The 15,084-nt window shown below is 74.2% G+C and carries 14 protein-coding genes and 1 pseudogene; 9 read left to right on the top strand and 6 right to left on the bottom strand.

Going from position 1 to position 15,084, the window contains the following annotated elements:
• Positions 1–85: 85 nt before the first annotated feature.
• The 3 genes from J421_RS07965 to metK all read right to left on the bottom strand — a co-directional run bounded on the left by J421_RS07965 (position 86) and on the right by metK (position 3,378).
• Positions 86–1,309, bottom strand: a complete 1,224-nt coding sequence (locus tag J421_RS07965) for a S8 family peptidase (protein ID WP_104022382.1) — start codon at positions 1,307–1,309, stop codon at positions 86–88.
• Positions 1,310–1,578: 269 nt separating this feature from the next.
• Complete coding sequence (locus J421_RS07960) at positions 1,579–1,980, bottom strand: hypothetical protein (protein WP_025410650.1); 402 nt, start codon at positions 1,978–1,980, stop codon at positions 1,579–1,581.
• Between the two features lie 252 nt (positions 1,981–2,232).
• Positions 2,233–3,378 carry a methionine adenosyltransferase gene (metK, locus tag J421_RS07955; RefSeq protein WP_025410649.1) on the bottom strand — a complete coding sequence of 382 codons (1,146 nt, stop codon included), beginning with the start codon at positions 3,376–3,378 and terminating at the stop codon, positions 2,233–2,235.
• A 297-nt stretch (positions 3,379–3,675) separates the two neighbouring features.
• Between metK and queD the strand changes: the two genes are divergently transcribed.
• The gene (gene queD / locus J421_RS07950; RefSeq protein ID WP_025410648.1) at positions 3,676–4,035 is read left to right on the top strand and encodes a 6-carboxytetrahydropterin synthase QueD; all 360 of its coding nucleotides are present in this window, start codon (positions 3,676–3,678) and stop codon (positions 4,033–4,035) included.
• A 262-nt stretch (positions 4,036–4,297) separates the two neighbouring features.
• Here the strand turns inward: queD and J421_RS33870 are convergent, their stop codons facing one another.
• From J421_RS33870 to J421_RS07935, 3 genes and pseudogenes are all read right to left on the bottom strand, one after another.
• Positions 4,298–4,768 (bottom strand): NAD(P)-dependent oxidoreductase, encoded by a 471-nt coding sequence (locus J421_RS33870; RefSeq protein ID WP_425485837.1) that lies wholly within the window; start codon positions 4,766–4,768, stop codon positions 4,298–4,300.
• Positions 4,710–4,919 (bottom strand): annotated as a pseudogene (locus J421_RS34760) (NAD(P)H-binding protein); the annotation flags it as partial. The pseudogene J421_RS34760 and the gene J421_RS33870, both read right to left, overlap by 59 nt.
• Positions 4,920–5,064: 145 nt before the next feature.
• Complete coding sequence (locus J421_RS07935) at positions 5,065–5,946, bottom strand: GGDEF domain-containing protein (RefSeq protein ID WP_025410645.1); 882 nt, start codon at positions 5,944–5,946, stop codon at positions 5,065–5,067.
• Positions 5,947–6,058: 112 nt separating this feature from the next.
• On the opposite strand from J421_RS07935, the gene J421_RS07930 reads away from it, so the two are divergent.
• The 8 genes from J421_RS07930 to J421_RS07895 all read left to right on the top strand — a co-directional run bounded on the left by J421_RS07930 (position 6,059) and on the right by J421_RS07895 (position 15,063).
• Positions 6,059–6,388 (top strand): hypothetical protein, encoded by a 330-nt coding sequence (locus J421_RS07930; RefSeq protein ID WP_025410644.1) that lies wholly within the window; start codon positions 6,059–6,061, stop codon positions 6,386–6,388.
• Positions 6,389–6,396: 8 nt separating this feature from the next.
• Positions 6,397–6,651 carry a hypothetical protein gene (locus J421_RS07925; protein WP_025410643.1) on the top strand — a complete coding sequence of 85 codons (255 nt, stop codon included), beginning with the start codon at positions 6,397–6,399 and terminating at the stop codon, positions 6,649–6,651.
• A gap of 183 nt (positions 6,652–6,834) precedes the next feature.
• Positions 6,835–9,408 carry an aspartate kinase gene (locus J421_RS07920; RefSeq protein ID WP_025410642.1) on the top strand — a complete coding sequence of 858 codons (2,574 nt, stop codon included), beginning with the start codon at positions 6,835–6,837 and terminating at the stop codon, positions 9,406–9,408.
• A gap of 198 nt (positions 9,409–9,606) precedes the next feature.
• Positions 9,607–10,914, top strand: coding sequence for a threonine synthase (gene thrC, locus J421_RS07915; RefSeq protein ID WP_025410641.1), 1,308 nt, complete (start codon positions 9,607–9,609; stop codon positions 10,912–10,914).
• A complete protein-coding gene (thrB, locus tag J421_RS07910) occupies positions 10,911–11,819 on the top strand; it encodes a homoserine kinase (protein WP_025410640.1) in 909 nt (302 codons plus the stop codon). Before thrC ends, thrB begins: the two co-directional genes overlap by 4 nt.
• Positions 11,820–11,828: 9 nt before the next feature.
• On the top strand, positions 11,829–12,794 hold the full coding sequence (locus J421_RS07905; RefSeq protein WP_025410639.1) for a 2-hydroxyacid dehydrogenase: 966 nt from the start codon (positions 11,829–11,831) through the stop codon (positions 12,792–12,794).
• Positions 12,791–13,501 (top strand): response regulator transcription factor, encoded by a 711-nt coding sequence (locus J421_RS07900; RefSeq protein ID WP_025410638.1) that lies wholly within the window; start codon positions 12,791–12,793, stop codon positions 13,499–13,501. The genes J421_RS07905 and J421_RS07900 overlap by 4 nt, the downstream gene beginning before the upstream one ends.
• Positions 13,501–15,063: a sensor histidine kinase gene (locus J421_RS07895; RefSeq protein WP_025410637.1), complete on the top strand. Its 1,563-nt coding sequence runs from the start codon at positions 13,501–13,503 to the stop codon at positions 15,061–15,063. Before J421_RS07900 ends, J421_RS07895 begins: the two co-directional genes overlap by 1 nt.
• The last annotated feature ends 21 nt before the right edge of the window (positions 15,064–15,084 follow it).

The following is a 15,084-nucleotide window of genomic DNA, read 5'->3' as shown; positions in this document are numbered from 1 at the left end:
TGATGGGGCGGCTCGGACACTGCGGCGCTGAACGCGCGCGGCATCAGAGCCGCCGTATCAGCGCCGCCGCATCAGCGCCGAAGCATCAGAGGGCCGCCTTATAGAGCAGGCGGTTCGGCGTCCCGACCGGGTTGCCGATGATGACGTTCGCGGTGGCGTTGTTGACGATCCAGCTCGTGATCGTCGCCGCGGCCGCGTTGCCGAAGGTCGCCTTGTAGAGCGCCGCGACGCCGGTCGCGTGCGGCGTGGCCATCGACGTGCCGCTGATGGTGTTGATGCCGCCGCCCAGCCAGTCCGACGTGATGCTCGAGCCCGGGGCGTAGATCTCGACGCAGCTCCCGTAGTTCGAGTACGACGCCTTCGCGTCGGTCTTGGTCGACGCGGCGACGGTGAGCACGCCGGCGGCGCTCGCGGGCGAGTAGTTGCACGCGTTCGCGTTGCTGTTCCCCGCCGCGACGGCGAGGTAGACGCCCGAGTTCACGAGGTTCGTCGACGCCGTGTTCAGCGACGACGAGAAGCCGCCGCCGAGCGACATGTTGGCGACGGCGGGATTCACGTGGTGCGTCGCGAGCCAGTTCAGCGCGCTGATGATCCCCGCGACCGAGCCGCTGCCGTTGCAGTTCAGCACGCGCAGCGCGCGCAGGTGCACGAGCTTCGCGACGCCGTACGTCCGGCCCCCGACCGTACCGGCGACGTGCGTGCCGTGGCCGTTGCAGTCCTGGCCGTTGCCGCCGAACGCATCGTAGACGGCGGCGGCACGTCCGCCGAAGTCCGGATGGCTCGTCTGGATCCCGGTATCGATGATGTACGCGTAGACGTTGCTCGCCGTCGTGTTGTACGTGTACGAGTTCGACAGCGGCAGCGGGTGCTGGTCGATGCGGTCGAGGCCCCACGACGGCGTCGGGGACTGCGTGGCGTCGGCGGTCATGACCTGGTCCTGCTCGACGTACGCGACGTTCGGGTTGCGCGCGATCGCGCTCGCCGCGGCGGCGTTCATGTGCGCGGAGAAGCCGTGGAGGACGGCGTCGTAGGTCTCGTGCGTGGTGGCGCCGTGCGCGGCGGCGAGCCGTGCGGCCTCGCCACCGACGTCGCTCACCTCGTCCTTCAACACGACGATGTACTCGTCGGCGATGTACATCGGCTGGGTCGACGGGCCCATGGTGGGCGGGAGCGTCGGGGCCGCGGCGAGCTGCGGATCGGTGGGCGCCGGGCGGGACGACGCGTCGGGGGCGGCGGGATCGGTGCAGGCAGCGACGACGGCGGCGACGACGGCGACGGGGAGGGCGACGAGCGCGGTGAGTCTCTTCATGGTGACCGGCCTCGGGTAGGTGGCTGCGGCAGGGAGAAGGGCCCAGTCGACGCGGGCGGCGGAACGGAGCCGTTCCGTCCGGTGCGTGGCGGCGGGAGGATCGCGCGGGCCCGGGGGTGCCGCGAGGAGGCGGTGGCAGTCGCCGATCCGCGTCTCCGTACGCGAGCGGGCGGCGAAGTCGATCACCGTGGGTCACTGACGCGCCGCGACGGCGACAGCCCGGATTGGGCCGCCGCCGTCGCGTGCCGCCGGCCGAAGCCGGCGCGAGCTCAGGGCTTCTTCGGCGCGACCGAGTCGGGCTTCGCCGCCGGCTTCGCGTCGGCGGGCTTGGCGTCCGCCGGCTTCGCATCGGTCGGCTTCGCGTCCGCGGTCGGCGCGTTAGGCGCGTTAGGCGTCGCGGCGTTAGGCGCGGCGGCCTTCGCCGTGGAGTCGGCCGCCGCCGAGTCGGGCTTCGCGGCCGGCTTCGCCGGCACGACCTCGCCGGTGCTCGTGGACGTCGCGGCCGGCGCGGCCGTCGCCGGCGCGGCCGGCGTGGTGATGGCGGGCGGGATGATGGACTTCTTCGGCGCGGGAGACGCGGCCGGCGCGGGCGTCGGAGCGGGCGCGGGCGTCTGCGCACTCGCGAGAGCCGGCGCGAGCAGCAGCGCGGCGGCGAAGGCGACCTTGATCATGCGATTCCTCCACATACGGCGTGAGTACACCGCGCGGCCCGAGCGACACGGCGCCACCCGCGCCGCCCACGAGGGCGGCCGCGCGTGCCGCGAGGGCCCGCAGATGCGGCGCCAACGCCGGAAGAATCGCGTGACCGCAGTCACCGGAGAGGGCAAGAGGGCAAAAGGGCAGGAGGGCAAGAGGGCAGGAGGGCAGGAGAGTCCGAAGCTCTCCTGCCCTCCTGCCCTCCTGCCCTCCTGCCCTCGAAACGATCAGGCCTCCCAGGGCAGCCCGGTGCGGCCGAAGTGACCGTAGTTCGTCGTCGTGCGGTAGATCGGCCGGCGCAGGCCCAGGCGCTCGATGATCGCGTTAGGCCGGAAGTCGAAGTTCTGGCGCACGTACGCCTCGGCGGCGCGCGCGTCGCCGGTCCCGAACGTGTCCACGCGCACCGACACCGGCTCGGCGCGGCCGATCGCGTACGCGACCTGCACCTCCGCCTTGCGCGCCAGCCCCGCCTTCACGAGCTGCCGCGCGACGAAGCGGCCGAAGTACGCGCCCGAGCGGTCGACCTTCGACGGATCCTTGCCGCTGAACGCGCCGCCGCCGTGACGGCCCGCGCCGCCGTACGTGTCGACGATGATCTTGCGGCCGGTCACGCCGGCGTCGGCCGACGGGCCGCCGATCGCGAAGATGCCCGTCGGGTTGACGAGGATCTCGATGTCGTCGCGATACCAGGTGCCTAACGCACGCGGCACGAGGTCGGTCGCCACGTACGCCTTGATCTCCTCCTGCGACACGTCCTCGGCGTGCTGCGTGGAGACGAGCACCGTGCGCACGGCGACGGGCGTGTTCCCCTCGTACTCCACCGACACCTGCGTCTTCGCGTCGGGACGCAGCCACGCCTTGCGGCCGGCCTTGCGGTCCTCGGCGATGAGCCGCGACAGGCGGTGCGAGAGCAGGATCGGGAGCGGCATGAGCTCCTCGGTCTCGTCGGTCGCGTAGCCGAACATGATCCCCTGGTCGCCGGCGCCGCCCGTGTCCACGCCCTGCGCGATGTGACCCGACTGCTGCGAGAGCAGCACGGTGACCTTCACGCCGGCGGCGTGGAACGCCTCGTTCGCGTCGACGTAGCCGATCTCCTCGATCGCGCGGCGGACGATCGCCTCGTAGTCGACGTCCTTCGCCTCGGAGGTGATCTCGCCGGCGAGGACGACGTTGCCATCCTTCACGAGCACCTCGCACGCCACGCGGGCGCGGGGATCCTGCGCGAGGTGCGCGTCGAGGATCGAGTCGGCGATGAAGTCGCAGACCTTGTCCGGGTGCCCCTCGGTCACGCTCTCCGACGAGAAGATGTAGGTGGCCGGGAGGGCGTCGAGCGCGACGTCGTACTGCTGGTCGGGACGGGCGGTGGCAGACATCGAGAGATGGGCGCTGTGGTGACGCCACGCGCCGCTCGAACGACGAGCGGCCCGCGACGGTGGGTCGCGGGCCGCAGGGTGCCGCGACTTAGACGGAATCCGGACGGGGGAGCACGTCCCCCGGCGGCGCGGTCCGTCAAATCGGGGAAATCGCCGCGCCGGGGACCATTCTAAGGCGCGGACGCGGTCGGGCCAAGTGTGGCGCCTCACCGACAGGGCAGGAGGGCGAGAGGGCAGGAGAATCCGAAGATCTCCTGCCCTCCTGCGCTCCTGCCCTCCTGCCCTAGCTTCTCACCCATGGAGATCTGGAAGGAATTCACGTTCGAGGCCGCGCACCGGCTGCCGAACGTGCCGCCGGGGCACAAGTGCGCGCGGCTGCACGGGCACTCGTTCCGGGTCGAGGTGCACGTCGCCGGGGCCGTGCGGGAGCCGGAGGGGTGGGTGATGGACTTCGGCGACCTGAAGACGGCCTGGCAGCCGCTCGACGAGGCGCTCGACCACCGCTACCTGAACGAGATCGCGGGGCTCGAGAACCCGACGAGCGAGGTCCTCGCGCGGTGGATCTGGGACCGCCTGCTGCCCTGGCTGCCGGGGCTGTCGGCGATCGTCGTGCGGGAGACGTGTACGACCGGATGCGTGTATCGCGGGGAGCGCTGAGCGGGTGAACGGCGCCGCGGCTCAGCGCGCTGCGGCGCTGCTCGAGCCGTGCCGCGTCGGGCGTGATCGAACCGCAGCGAGGTGACAGGCGAGTACCCTGGGGATCCAAGTGCGATCGAAAAGATCTCGAGATCCTTTTCATCGCCGTTCGATCCCCAGTTGTACTCGCCTGTCACCTCGAACCTGTGGTTCAATTCGAAGAGGCAGTCCCCTGCGGCCCTCTGCGTCCTCCGCGGTTCAATGCCGTTCGATGTCGCTCGAGTCAGCCGCTGCCGACCATCACGGCTCGGCTGCCTAACGACGGCGACTCCGCCGCGGCGAGCATGAACGCGGCGACGTCGGCGCGGCGCACGACGGAGAACAGGCCGTAGCGCTCGACCGGCCGCGCGCGTCCGGTCGGCTCGCCGTCGACGAGCGTGACGGGGCGCACGACGCACCAATCGAGGTCGCTCGCAGCGAGCGTGGCCTCCATCGCCGCGAGGTCGCGGTACGCGACGCCGAGGTTCGCCGTCGCGACCATGCGCCGCACGGCCCACGAGCAGCGATCGAGGCTCTCCCCCACGCCACCCGCGCTCACGGCGACGAGCCGGCGCACGCCGTGGCGCGCCATCGCCGGCACGAGCGCGCGCGTGACGCGCGTCGTGAGGTCCGCTGGCGAGCGGAGCGGCGCCCAGGCCGAGGCACGACAGCACCGCGTCGTGGCCGGGGAGCACGTCGTCGAGCACCGCGGGATCGACGACGTCGCCGCGTCGCACGTCGACGTCAGGCAGCGGCGCGACCTCGGCGCCGGGGCGCACGAGCGCGGTGACGCGATGCCGCTCGGCCGCGAGCCGCGTGAGCCACCGGCCGCAGCCGCCGCTCGCGCCGAGGATGAGGAGACGCATGAGCAGATGGGTGAAGACGCGGCGCCGATGGGGCGGGGCTGTTGCGGCGGCTCCGGTACGGCGGCGCTGAACGCGCGCGGTATCAGCACCGCCACATCAGAGCCGCCGTTTCAGCGCCGATTCTTCAGCGCCGCCTCATCAGCCGTCAAACGTTCGCCAGCTCCTCGATCTCCGCGCCGCGCGCGTCGCGCATGCGCTCCACGACGCGCACCGGCACGCGCCGGCGGGCCGCGCGGTCGACGAGCGTGTCGATCCCCTCGTCGCCGTCGCGCACCGCCCAGCCTAACGAGAACGCGGTGGGCGCGGTGCGGAGCGCGGTGAGCTGCAGGCGGCGCGCGACGCGCTCGGTGCGCTGGTCGGTGGCGCCGCGGAGGATCACCACGAACTCGTCGTTGCCGAGTCGCACCACGGGCTCGTCGGCGCGCACGTGGCGCATGAGGAAGCGCGCCATGCGCACGAGGACCGCGTCGCCGGCCTCCTGGCCGTAGCGCACGTTGTAGGCGCCGAACGCCTCGACGTCGACGTACAGGCATCCCCATCCGCCGCCCGCGTCGGGCTCCATCTCGCGCCCGATGGCGTCGAGCTGGCGGCGGTTGAACGCGCCGGTGAGCGCATCGCGCGTGGCGCTCTCGCGCAGCCGTGCCTCGAGCGCGCGATGCGGCGTGACGTCGAGCAGGATGCCGTGCAGGAACACGCGTCCCGCGTCGTCGCGCCGCTGGAAGACGGTGTCGAGCACGGTGCGCTGCTCGCCGTCGGCGCGCAGCAGCGTGAGCTCGAGCTCGCGCACCGTGGCGTCGATGGCCCCGATCGCCGCGCGGCGTCGCCCCGGGTCGGCGAGGAATTCGTCGAACACGCGTCCGGCGACGTCGCCCACCGTGGCCGCTCCGACGATCTCGAGGAAGGCCGGACTCGCGTCGAGCAGGCGCCCGTCGGCGTCGGTCACGTACAGGCCCTCGCGCAGGTAGCGGGTGAGCTCGCGGAGGGTATCGGGGTCGTCGAGCGACTGGAGGTGGGGGGTCTGAGACATGGGGAGAATGTGCAGAGCGTGTACGAAGTCCGGCAATGGTGCGCGCGCGACACACGCCGCGCCCTCCCTGGCATGCCCGTTGCCCCCTCCCCCCGCACACCAGGAGGCGCGCATGGGCGATCGCAAATACACGGAGACCGGCAACCGCGGCGAGGATCCCCGTCACGGGTTCGGCGACGACATGGGAACGCGGGTCGGACGCCCCGACGGCGCGCGCGAGGCGCCGCGCGACGCGAATCCCGGCCAGCAGCCCGGTCAGCCGGGCACGAACGACGAGGCCGTCGCCGACGGCCTCGAGGGCTCCATCATGGAAGGCGAGGGACGCGGCCAGCGCGACGTGCGCGACGCGACCCGCGCCGACGCGAGTCGCGCCGACGCGAGTCGCGGCGACGTCAATCCGGACCCGGAGTCCGGCGACGAGCGCGAGATCTACGACCTCTGAGAGGGCCGATGGCGAGCGACGACGGGAAGTCCGGCGGCGAGCAGTCCGGCGCCGGTACGCAGAGCCTCGGCGCGGGCGCGGAGGCCGCGGCCGGCGTCCACGCGCAGCACGGCACCAGCGGGGGCGGCGCGCAGCAGGCCGAGAACGCCGACGCGCGCCCGGCGAGCGGACAGGGCACGGACCGCAGCGGCTCCGAGCCGCTCGACCGCACGCACGAGCACAAGGGCGGGTACGGGGGCGAAGGCGGGAAACCGAGGGAGTAAGACAGGGCAGGAGGGCAGGAGCGCAGGAGGGCAGGAGATCTTCGGATTCTCCTGCCCTCCCGCGCTCCTGCCCTCCTGCCCTCTCACTTGACGGCGGCTCCCGGTCCTGGCATCCATCGGACTCGCGCGACCTCCCGAACCCGGGTGGCCGCGCTTCGTGTCCCTCCCCGTCAGGACAGGCCGATGTCCCTCGTCGTCCACAAGGTCGGCGGCTCCATCCTCGCCGACGCCGAGGCCGTGCGGCGCGCCGCGCGCGTCGTCATGTCCGCGGGGGGCGGCACACCCGTGGTCGTCGTCTCCGCGCTCCGCGGCGCGACCGACGCGCTGCTGGACGTCGCGCGGCGCGCCGCCGCCGGGGACGGCGAGGGAGCGAGCCGCGGCGCCACCGCGCTCTCGCTGCGCCACCACGAGGTCGCGCGCGCGTTCGGCGACGAGGCGCTCGAGCACACGGTGGAGGAGGCGTTCGACGAGCTGTCGCGCGTCGTCGTCGGGCTCACCGCGCTGCGCCAGCTCTCGCCCGCGATCACCGACGTCGTCGTGTCGCGCGGCGAGCGGCTCGCCGCCTGGTGCATGGTCGCCGCGCTCGCCGAGGCGGGCGTGCGCGCGAAGTACGTCGACGCGGTGGACGTCATCGCGACCGACGGGCGCGCGGGTAACGCGTTCCCCGACCTCGCGCGCACGACCGAGGCCGCGCGCCGCGTGCTGCTGCCGCTCGTCCGCGCCGGCGTCGTCCCAGTGCTCCCCGGCTTCATCGGCTCGGCGCCGGACGATCCGGCCGATCCGACACACCACGCGCCGGCGCTCGTCACGCTCGGCCGCGGCGGCTCCGATCTCACGGCGACGACGCTCGGCCGCGCGCTCGGCGCGCGCGAGGTGATCCTGTGGAAGGATGTGCCGGGGCTGCTGACCGCCGATCCGCGCGTCGTGCCCGGTGCGCGCGTGATCCCCGCGCTGCACGCGCGCGAGGCCGGCGAGCTCGCCTACCACGGCGCGAAGGTGCTGCACCCGCGCGCGCTGATCCCGCTCGCGATGCCCGCCGCGCCTAACGGCGGCGCCGCTGCCGGCGGCACGCAGCTCTGGCTGCGGCCGTTCGACGATCCGGCGGGCGAGGGGACGCGCATCGTCGTCGGGCCGGAGCGGCGCGGGCCGCGCGCGGGGCGCGAGCATCCGGTGAAGGCGGTCTCCGCGCTCCCCGCGCAGGCGCTCGTCACGGTGCGCGGCACCGGCATGGCCGGCGTGCCGGGCATCGCGGCGCGCGCGTTCGCGGCGCTCGAGCGCACCGGCGTGTCGGTCTCGCTCATCTCGCAGGCGTCGTCGGAGCAGTCGATCTGCCTTGGCATCCCGTCGGCGACGGCGCACGTCGCGCTCGCCGCGCTGCGCGAGACGTTCGCGCTGGAGCTGGCGCGCGGCGAGATCGAGTCGCTCGACCTCGCGCCGTCGGTGGCGACGGTGGCGGTGGTCGGCAGCGGCATGGCGGGCACGCCGGGCATCGCCGCGCGCTTGTTCGGCGCGCTGGCGGAGGCGGGCGTGAACGTGATCGCGATCGCGCAGGGCTCGTCGGAGCTCAACATCAGCGTCGTCGTGGCCGCCGAGGACGCGCCGGCCGCGCAGCGCGCCGCGCACGACGCGTTCCGCCTCGATCGCATCGGCGGGGGGCGCGCCGCGACGCCGGCGCACGCCGACGTCATTCTGTTAGGCTTCGGCCGCGTGGGACGCGAGCTCGCGGCGCAGATCGCGCGGCAGCCGGAGCCCAACGACGGCGCACCGGTGCGCGTCGTCGCGGTGCTCGACCGGACGGGCTTCGTGTTCGACCCCGACGGCTTCTCGCCGCGGCGGCTGCAGCGGCTCGCCGCGCACAAGGCGAAGGGCGGCGCGCTCGCCGACGCGCCGAAGGGTTCGCGTGCGGGCCCGGCGGAGGCGGTGGAGCGCGTCGCCGCGCACGCGCTCTCGCGCCCGATCCTCGTCGACGTCACCGCCGGCGACACGAGCGCGCTGCTCGCCGCCGCCGCGCGGCACGGCATGGACCTCGTGCTCGCGAACAAGCGCCCGATCGCCGAAGCGCCCGACGTGTCGAACGAGGGGATCCTCGCGGAGGCCGCGGCGTTAGGCCGACGCGTCAGACACGAGGCGACGGTCGGCGCCGGGCTTCCCGTCATCGACACGATCCGCAAGCTCGCCGAGAGCGGCGACACGATCGTGCGCATCGACGGCTGTCCGTCGGGGACGCTCGGGTTCCTGTTCGCCGAGCTGCGCGCGGGGCGTCGCTTCTCCGAGGCGCTGCGCGACGCGATGGCGCGCGGGTACACCGAGCCCGACCCGCGCGACGACCTCTCGGGCCAGGATGTCGCGCGCAAGGCGGTGATCCTCGCGCGTCTCGTCGGCTGGCGCGGCGCGCTCGCCGACCTGCCGGTGGAGTCGCTCGTGCCGGCGGGGCTGCGCGACGTCGCGCTCGACGACTTCCTCGCGCGCCTCGAGGAGCTCGACGAGCCGTGGGCGCGCCGCGTGGAATCGGCGCGCGAGCGCGGCACGGTGCTGCGCTACCACGCGTCGGTGACGCCGCAGTCGGCGCGCGTCGGCATCGCCGAGATCGACGCGGCGAGTCCGCTCGCGGGGCTCGCGGGGACGGACAACCAGTTCGTGTTCACGACGAAGCGCTACCACGAGCGGCCGCTCGTCATCACCGGGCCCGGCGCGGGTCCCGCGGTCACCGCGGCGGGCGTGCTGAACGACGTGCTCGCGCTGGCCGCCGCGCGATGAACGGGCCGTTCGTCTCACGCGGAGCCGCGGAGGACGCGGAGGACCGCCTGCGTTGCAACGACCACTGGGGATCCACGGGCGATTGCAGGGATCGCGCGATCCCTTCCATCGCCGCTGGATTCCCAGTGTTCGTTGTCGTGTCTTCGAGAGCCGGGGCTCCGCGTTCTCCGCGCCTCCGCGTGAGCCACCAAGAGTGAAATGACGACCGTCCAAGTCTGCGACGCCTGCGGCACGACGTTAGGCGAGCTGGATCCGCGACTCGCCTGCCCGAGCTGCGGCGGCCTGCTCTCGCTGCGGCACGACGCGCCCGCCGTGCGCGGCGCGGATCTGCGCCGGCTGTTCGACGCGCGGCTCGACGATGCGCGCCCCGCGTACGTCGCCGGCGGCGGCACCGCGGCGCGGGCGAGCGGCGTGTGGCGGTTCCGTGAGATCGTGCTGCCCGACGTCGGCGACGACGCGATCGTCAGCCAGCCGGAAGGCAACACGCCGCTGTTCCGGCGCGAGTCGGTCGCGCAGTGGGCGGGCGCGTCGTCGCTGCTGCTGAAGCACGACGGGCACAATCCCAGCGGCTCGTTCAAGGACCGCGGCATGACGGTCGCCCTCACGCAGGCGCGGCGCATCGGCGCGCGCGCGGTGGCGTGCGCGTCGACCGGCAACACGTCCGCGTCGCTCGCGATGTACGCGTCGCTCGCCGGCATCCCCGCGCTCGTCTTCGTTCCCGCGGCGCAGGTGGCGCTCGGCAAGCTCGCGCAGACGCTCGGCTACGGCGCGCGCACGCTGCTCGTGCGCGGCGACTTCGACGACTGCCTGCGCCTCGTGCGCGACGGCGCCGAACGGCTCGGGATCTATCTCGTGAACTCGGTGAACCCGTTCCGCATCGCCGGGCAGCAGAGCTGCGTGCTGGAGATCCTGCAGCAGCTCGCGTGGAACCCGCCGGACTGGATCGCGCTCCCGGCGGGGAACCTCGGCAACACGTCGGCGTTCGGCGCGGCGCTGCGCGCGGCGAAGGCGTTGGGCGTCGTCGACCGCGTGCCGCGGCTGCTCGCCGTGCAGGCCGCCGGCGCGGCACCGTTCGCGCGCGGCTTCCGCGAGGGGTTCGCCGAGCGGCGGCGCGTGAAGGCGGAGACGGTGGCGACGGCGATCAAGATCGGCGACCCGGCGAGCTGGGACCGCGCGCGACGCGTCATCGAGGAGACCGACGGCATCGTGACCGACGTGAGCGACGCGGACATCCTCGAGGCGAAGGCGGCGATCGACGCGGCGGGCGTGGGATGCGAGCCGGCGAGCGCGGCGAGCGTCGCGGGCGTGCGGCGCATGGTGGCCGAGGGCGTCATCGCGCCCGACGCGCGCGTCGTCGCGCTGCTCACCGGCCACGTGCTGAAGGATCCCGGCGCCCTCGTCGACTACCACGCGCCCGGAAGCACGCGGCCGCTCGCGAACGCGCCGGTGGAGGTGGACGCGTCGCTCGACGCGATCGCGCGCGTCGTGGACGCCGTGGGTCGATGAGCGACGCGCGGGTGCGGGTCCCCTGCTCCACGAGCAACCTCGGCGCGGGGTTCGACTGCGTGGGCGTGGCGCTCGACCGCTGGCTCGACGCGTCGGTGCGCGTGACCGACGGGAGCACCATCACCATCGCGCATGCGGGGACGGGCGCGGCGCTCCGCGTCGACCCGGAGCGTGACCACCTGCTCACCGGCTTCCGGCTGGCGTGTGCGATGGCCGGCGCGCAGCCACCCCAGGGTCTGGCGTTCGAGGTGCACTCGGCGATCCCCGTCGCGCGCGGGCTCGGCTCGTCGGCGGCGGCGCTCGTCGCCGGCGCGCTGCTCGCGGATGCGGCGTTAGGCCTGTCGCTCGCCGCCGCGAACGTCGTGGGGCTCGTCGCGGCGCTCGAGGGACATCCGGACAACGCGGCGCCGATCGTGCTCGGCGGCGCGGTGCTCGCCGTGCCGGATCCGGGCGCCGGCTACTCGCTCATTCCGCTCGAGATGCACCCGGCGCTCGGCATCGCGCTCGCCATTCCCGACTTCGAGACGGCGACGCGCGACATGCGCGCCGCGCTCCCGGCCGACGTGCCGCACCGCGACGCCGTCGTCGCGGCGGGGAAGGCGGCGGCGCTCGTACGCGGCCTCGCGATGGGGGACCCCGCGCTGCTCGCCTACGCGCTCGACGACGTGCTGCACGTTCCGTATCGCCGCGCGCTCGTGCGCGGCTACGACGAGGTCGTGGCGGCCGCGCGCGAGGCGGGCGCGTTCGGCGCGACGCTGAGCGGATCGGGCTCCACGGTGCTCGCGCTCGCCCCCGTCGACCGCGTCCCCGCCGTGGCCGACGCGATGCGCGCGGCGTGGGAGGCGTTAGGCATCGCCGCCGAGGGGAGCGTCGCCCGCGTGGCCGGGCCGGCGCAGGTCGTTTAGGCTTCCGGCATGCGCCCCCTCGTGCACGTCACGCGTCGGCTCCCCGAGGTCGTCGAGCGGCAGCTCGCCGCGCACTTCGACGTCGTGCTGAACGAGACCGACGCGCCGCTCGACGCGCGCGCGCTCGCCGACGCGCTCGCCGGCGCCGACGCGCTGCTCTGCACCGTGACCGACCGCCTCGACGGCGCGGTGCTGCGCGGCGCCGCGCCGCTGCGGGCGCGCATCCTCGTGAACTTCGGCGTCGGCTACAACCACATCGACGTCGGCGCGGCGCGCGAGCGCGGGCTCGTGGTGACGAACACGCCCGGCGTGCTGACCGACGACACGGCCGACGTCGCGCTCGCCCTCATGCTCATGACCGCCCGCCGGCTCGGCGAGGGAGAGCGGTGCGTGCGCGCCGGCGCGTGGACGGGGTGGACGCCGACGCAGCTGTTAGGCATGTCGCTCTCCGGCAAGACGCTCGGCATCGTCGGCTTCGGGCGCATCGGACGGGCGATGGCGCGGCGGGCGCACTTCGGGCTCGGCATGCGCGTGCGCTACCTGAGCCGCACCGTGCGCCCGGACGCGATCGAGGTCGGCGCGACGCCGTCGCCGTCGCTGGAGGCGTTGCTCGCCGAGAGCGACGTCGTCTCCATACATGTGCCCGCGACGCCGGAGACGCGCCATCTCGTCGACGCCGACGCGCTCGCCCACATGCGCCCGCACGCGATCCTCGTGAACACGAGCCGCGGCGATCTCGTGGACGAGGCGGCGCTCGTCGCGGCGCTGCGCGCCGGCACCATCGCCGGCGCGGGGCTCGACGTCTACGAGGGCGAGCCCCGCATCCACCCGGAGCTGTCAGGCATGGAGAACGTCGTCCTGCTGCCCCACCTCGGCAGCGCCACGCGCGAGACGCGGCGCGCCATGGGCGAGCGCGCGCTCGCGAACCTCGTCGCGTTCTTCGACGGACGCGAGCCGCCCGACCGCGTCGCGTGACCGCGCCGAACACCGCACCGCCCACCGTCCTCGTCGTCGAGGACCAGGACGAGATCCGCGGCGCGCTCCGCCGCGTGCTCGAGGAGCTCGGCGCGCGCGTGATCGAGGCGTCGACCGGCGAGCAGGGGATCGCGCTCGCCGCCGGCGAGAGCCCCGACCTTGTGGTCCTCGACCTCGGTCTCCCCGACGTGCAGGGGGACGAGGTGTGCCGCGCGGTGCGGTCGACGTCGCACGTGCCGATCGTCGTCGTGTCGGCGCGGCACTCGGAGGAGGAGAAGGTGCGGCTGCTCGACGCCGGCGCCGACGACTATCTCACGAAGCCGTTCGGGCCGGCGGAGCTCGCGGCCCGCGTGCGCGCGCACCTGCGGCGTGCCCAACGCGCCGACACGCCGGCCGCGCCGCGCGCGCTCCGGCTCGGCGACCTGGAGCTCGACGTCGTGAACCGCGTCGCGACGCGCGCGGGGATGCCGGTGCACCTCACGCCGATCGAGTGGGGGCTGCTGCGCGCGCTCGCCGCGGAGCCGGGGCGCACGCTCACGCATCAGCAGCTGTTCGACGCGGTGTGGCGGCGCGAGTACGGCAACGCCGCGCAGTACCTGCGCGTCCACGTCACCAACCTGCGTCGCAAGGTGGAGCCGAACCCGTCGCTCCCCGTGTACATCGTGACCGAGCCCGGCGTCGGCTACCGGCTCGAGCTCTCGGGGTGATGCCGCGCCGCCTGCTGCACGTCAGCGGCGTGCGCGCGTGGGTGGTCTCGTTCGGGCTGCTCTTCGCCATCAGCGCGCTGTTCATCGCGAACCGCGCGCTGCTGAACCAGCGGCAGGCACCGGTCGCGCTCACGCTGCTCATGGTGGTGCTGTTCGGCAGCGTGCTGGGCGGACGCGCGCTCGGCCTCGCGATCGCGCTCGGCGGCTTCCTCATCATCAACTACTTCTTCCAGTTCCCGTACTTCGACATCGCGGTGCACGACCCGGCCGACTGGCTCGTGCTCGTGACGTTCGTCGTCACCGCCGACGTCGCGTCGCGGCTGCTCGCCCGCGCGCAGCGGCAGACCGCCGCGGCGCAGCGGCGCGCCGCGGAGGTGCAGCGGCTCGCCGACCTCGGCGCGGAGACGCTCGCCGCGGGGACGTCGGTGCAGGCGCTGCAGGCCGTCGCGGACGTCGTCGCGACCACGCTGCATCTCGACTGGTGCGAGCTGTGGGACGTGGCGGCCGACGGCGCGGCGCGGCGCGTCGCCGCGAGCCCGCCGGCACCGGCCGCGGAATCGACGGCCGTGGACCCGGCGCTGCTCGCGCGGCTGCGCGAGAGCGCGTCGACGGCGGCCCGGCAGGGGGCCGACGAGCGCGCGCGCGCGTTCGATGAGATCCTCGCGGCCGCGCCGACCGACGCGCTCGTGCCGCTGAGCGCCCACGACCGCGCGGTCGGCGCGCTGCGGCTGCGGCGCTCGCGCCCGCTCGCGCTCGACGAGTCGGAGCGCACGTTCCTGCAGGCGCTCGCACACTACGCCGCGTTAGGCGTCGAGCGCGCGCGGCTCGCCGCCGACGTGCGGCGCGCGGAGCTGGAGCGCGAGGCCGAGCGCGCGCGCGACTTCCTGTTCGCCACCGTCTCGCACGACCTGCGCACGCCGCTGACCACGATCAAGGCGCTCGCCCACGAGCGCGCGCGCGACGGCGACGCGAGCGCGCTCGTCATCGAGGAGCAGGCGGACCGCCTGACGCGCATGGTCACCGACCTGCTCGACCTGTCGCGCGCGCGGGCCGGCGCGCTGCCACTCGCGCCGGAGCTGAACACCGCGGAAGACGTCGTCGGCGCGACGCTGCGTCACGCCGCGGGCGCGCTGCGCGGGCGCGCGGTGGAGACGCGGCTGGACGACGCGGGGGGCGCGCTCGTCGGCCACTTCGACTTCGTGGCGACGCTGCGCATCCTCGGCAACCTGATCGAGAACGCGGCGAAGTACTCGCCCGCGACGGAGCCGATCCGCCTCGAGGTGGTGCGCGACGGCGGGGCGCTCGTCTTCACCGTCGCCGACCGTGGGCCCGGCATCCCGGCCGAGGAGCGCGAGCGGGTGTTCGTGCCGTTCCACCGCGCCCCGGGGGCGGCCCCCGACGTCGGCGGCACGGGGCTCGGCCTCGCCGTCGCACGCGCGCTCGCCGAGGCACAGCGCGGCACGGTCACCTACACACCGGCGGAGGGCGGCAGCGTGTTCACGCTCCGACTTCCCGCGTCGGACGACGCGCTCGCGCTGGAGATCATCGCCGGGGCGAGTTGAGAACGACGAAACGCCCGAACG

The organism is Gemmatirosa kalamazoonensis, assembly GCF_000522985.1.
GTDB classification, from domain to species: domain Bacteria; phylum Gemmatimonadota; class Gemmatimonadetes; order Gemmatimonadales; family Gemmatimonadaceae; genus Gemmatirosa; species Gemmatirosa kalamazoonensis.
The sequence above is the reverse complement of the archived record's forward strand: the minus strand, read 5'-3'. Positions and strand labels throughout refer to the sequence as shown.

Coding starts and splice junctions, on each gene's coding strand:
- J421_RS07920 (WP_025410642.1), top strand. CDS start 6,835: ATGTCCCTCGTCGTCCACAAGGTCGGCGGCTCCATCCTCGCCGACGCC.
- J421_RS07960 (WP_025410650.1), bottom strand. CDS start 1,980: ATGATCAAGGTCGCCTTCGCCGCCGCGCTGCTGCTCGCGCCGGCTCTC.
- queD (WP_025410648.1), top strand. CDS start 3,676: ATGGAGATCTGGAAGGAATTCACGTTCGAGGCCGCGCACCGGCTGCCG.
- J421_RS07935 (WP_025410645.1), bottom strand. CDS start 5,946: ATGTCTCAGACCCCCCACCTCCAGTCGCTCGACGACCCCGATACCCTC.
- J421_RS07930 (WP_025410644.1), top strand. CDS start 6,059: ATGGGCGATCGCAAATACACGGAGACCGGCAACCGCGGCGAGGATCCC.
- thrB (WP_025410640.1), top strand. CDS start 10,911: ATGAGCGACGCGCGGGTGCGGGTCCCCTGCTCCACGAGCAACCTCGGC.
- J421_RS07925 (WP_025410643.1), top strand. CDS start 6,397: ATGGCGAGCGACGACGGGAAGTCCGGCGGCGAGCAGTCCGGCGCCGGT.
- J421_RS07905 (WP_025410639.1), top strand. CDS start 11,829: ATGCGCCCCCTCGTGCACGTCACGCGTCGGCTCCCCGAGGTCGTCGAG.
- J421_RS07895 (WP_025410637.1), top strand. CDS start 13,501: ATGCCGCGCCGCCTGCTGCACGTCAGCGGCGTGCGCGCGTGGGTGGTC.
- J421_RS07965 (WP_104022382.1), bottom strand. CDS start 1,309: ATGAAGAGACTCACCGCGCTCGTCGCCCTCCCCGTCGCCGTCGTCGCC.
- thrC (WP_025410641.1), top strand. CDS start 9,607: ATGACGACCGTCCAAGTCTGCGACGCCTGCGGCACGACGTTAGGCGAG.
- metK (WP_025410649.1), bottom strand. CDS start 3,378: ATGTCTGCCACCGCCCGTCCCGACCAGCAGTACGACGTCGCGCTCGAC.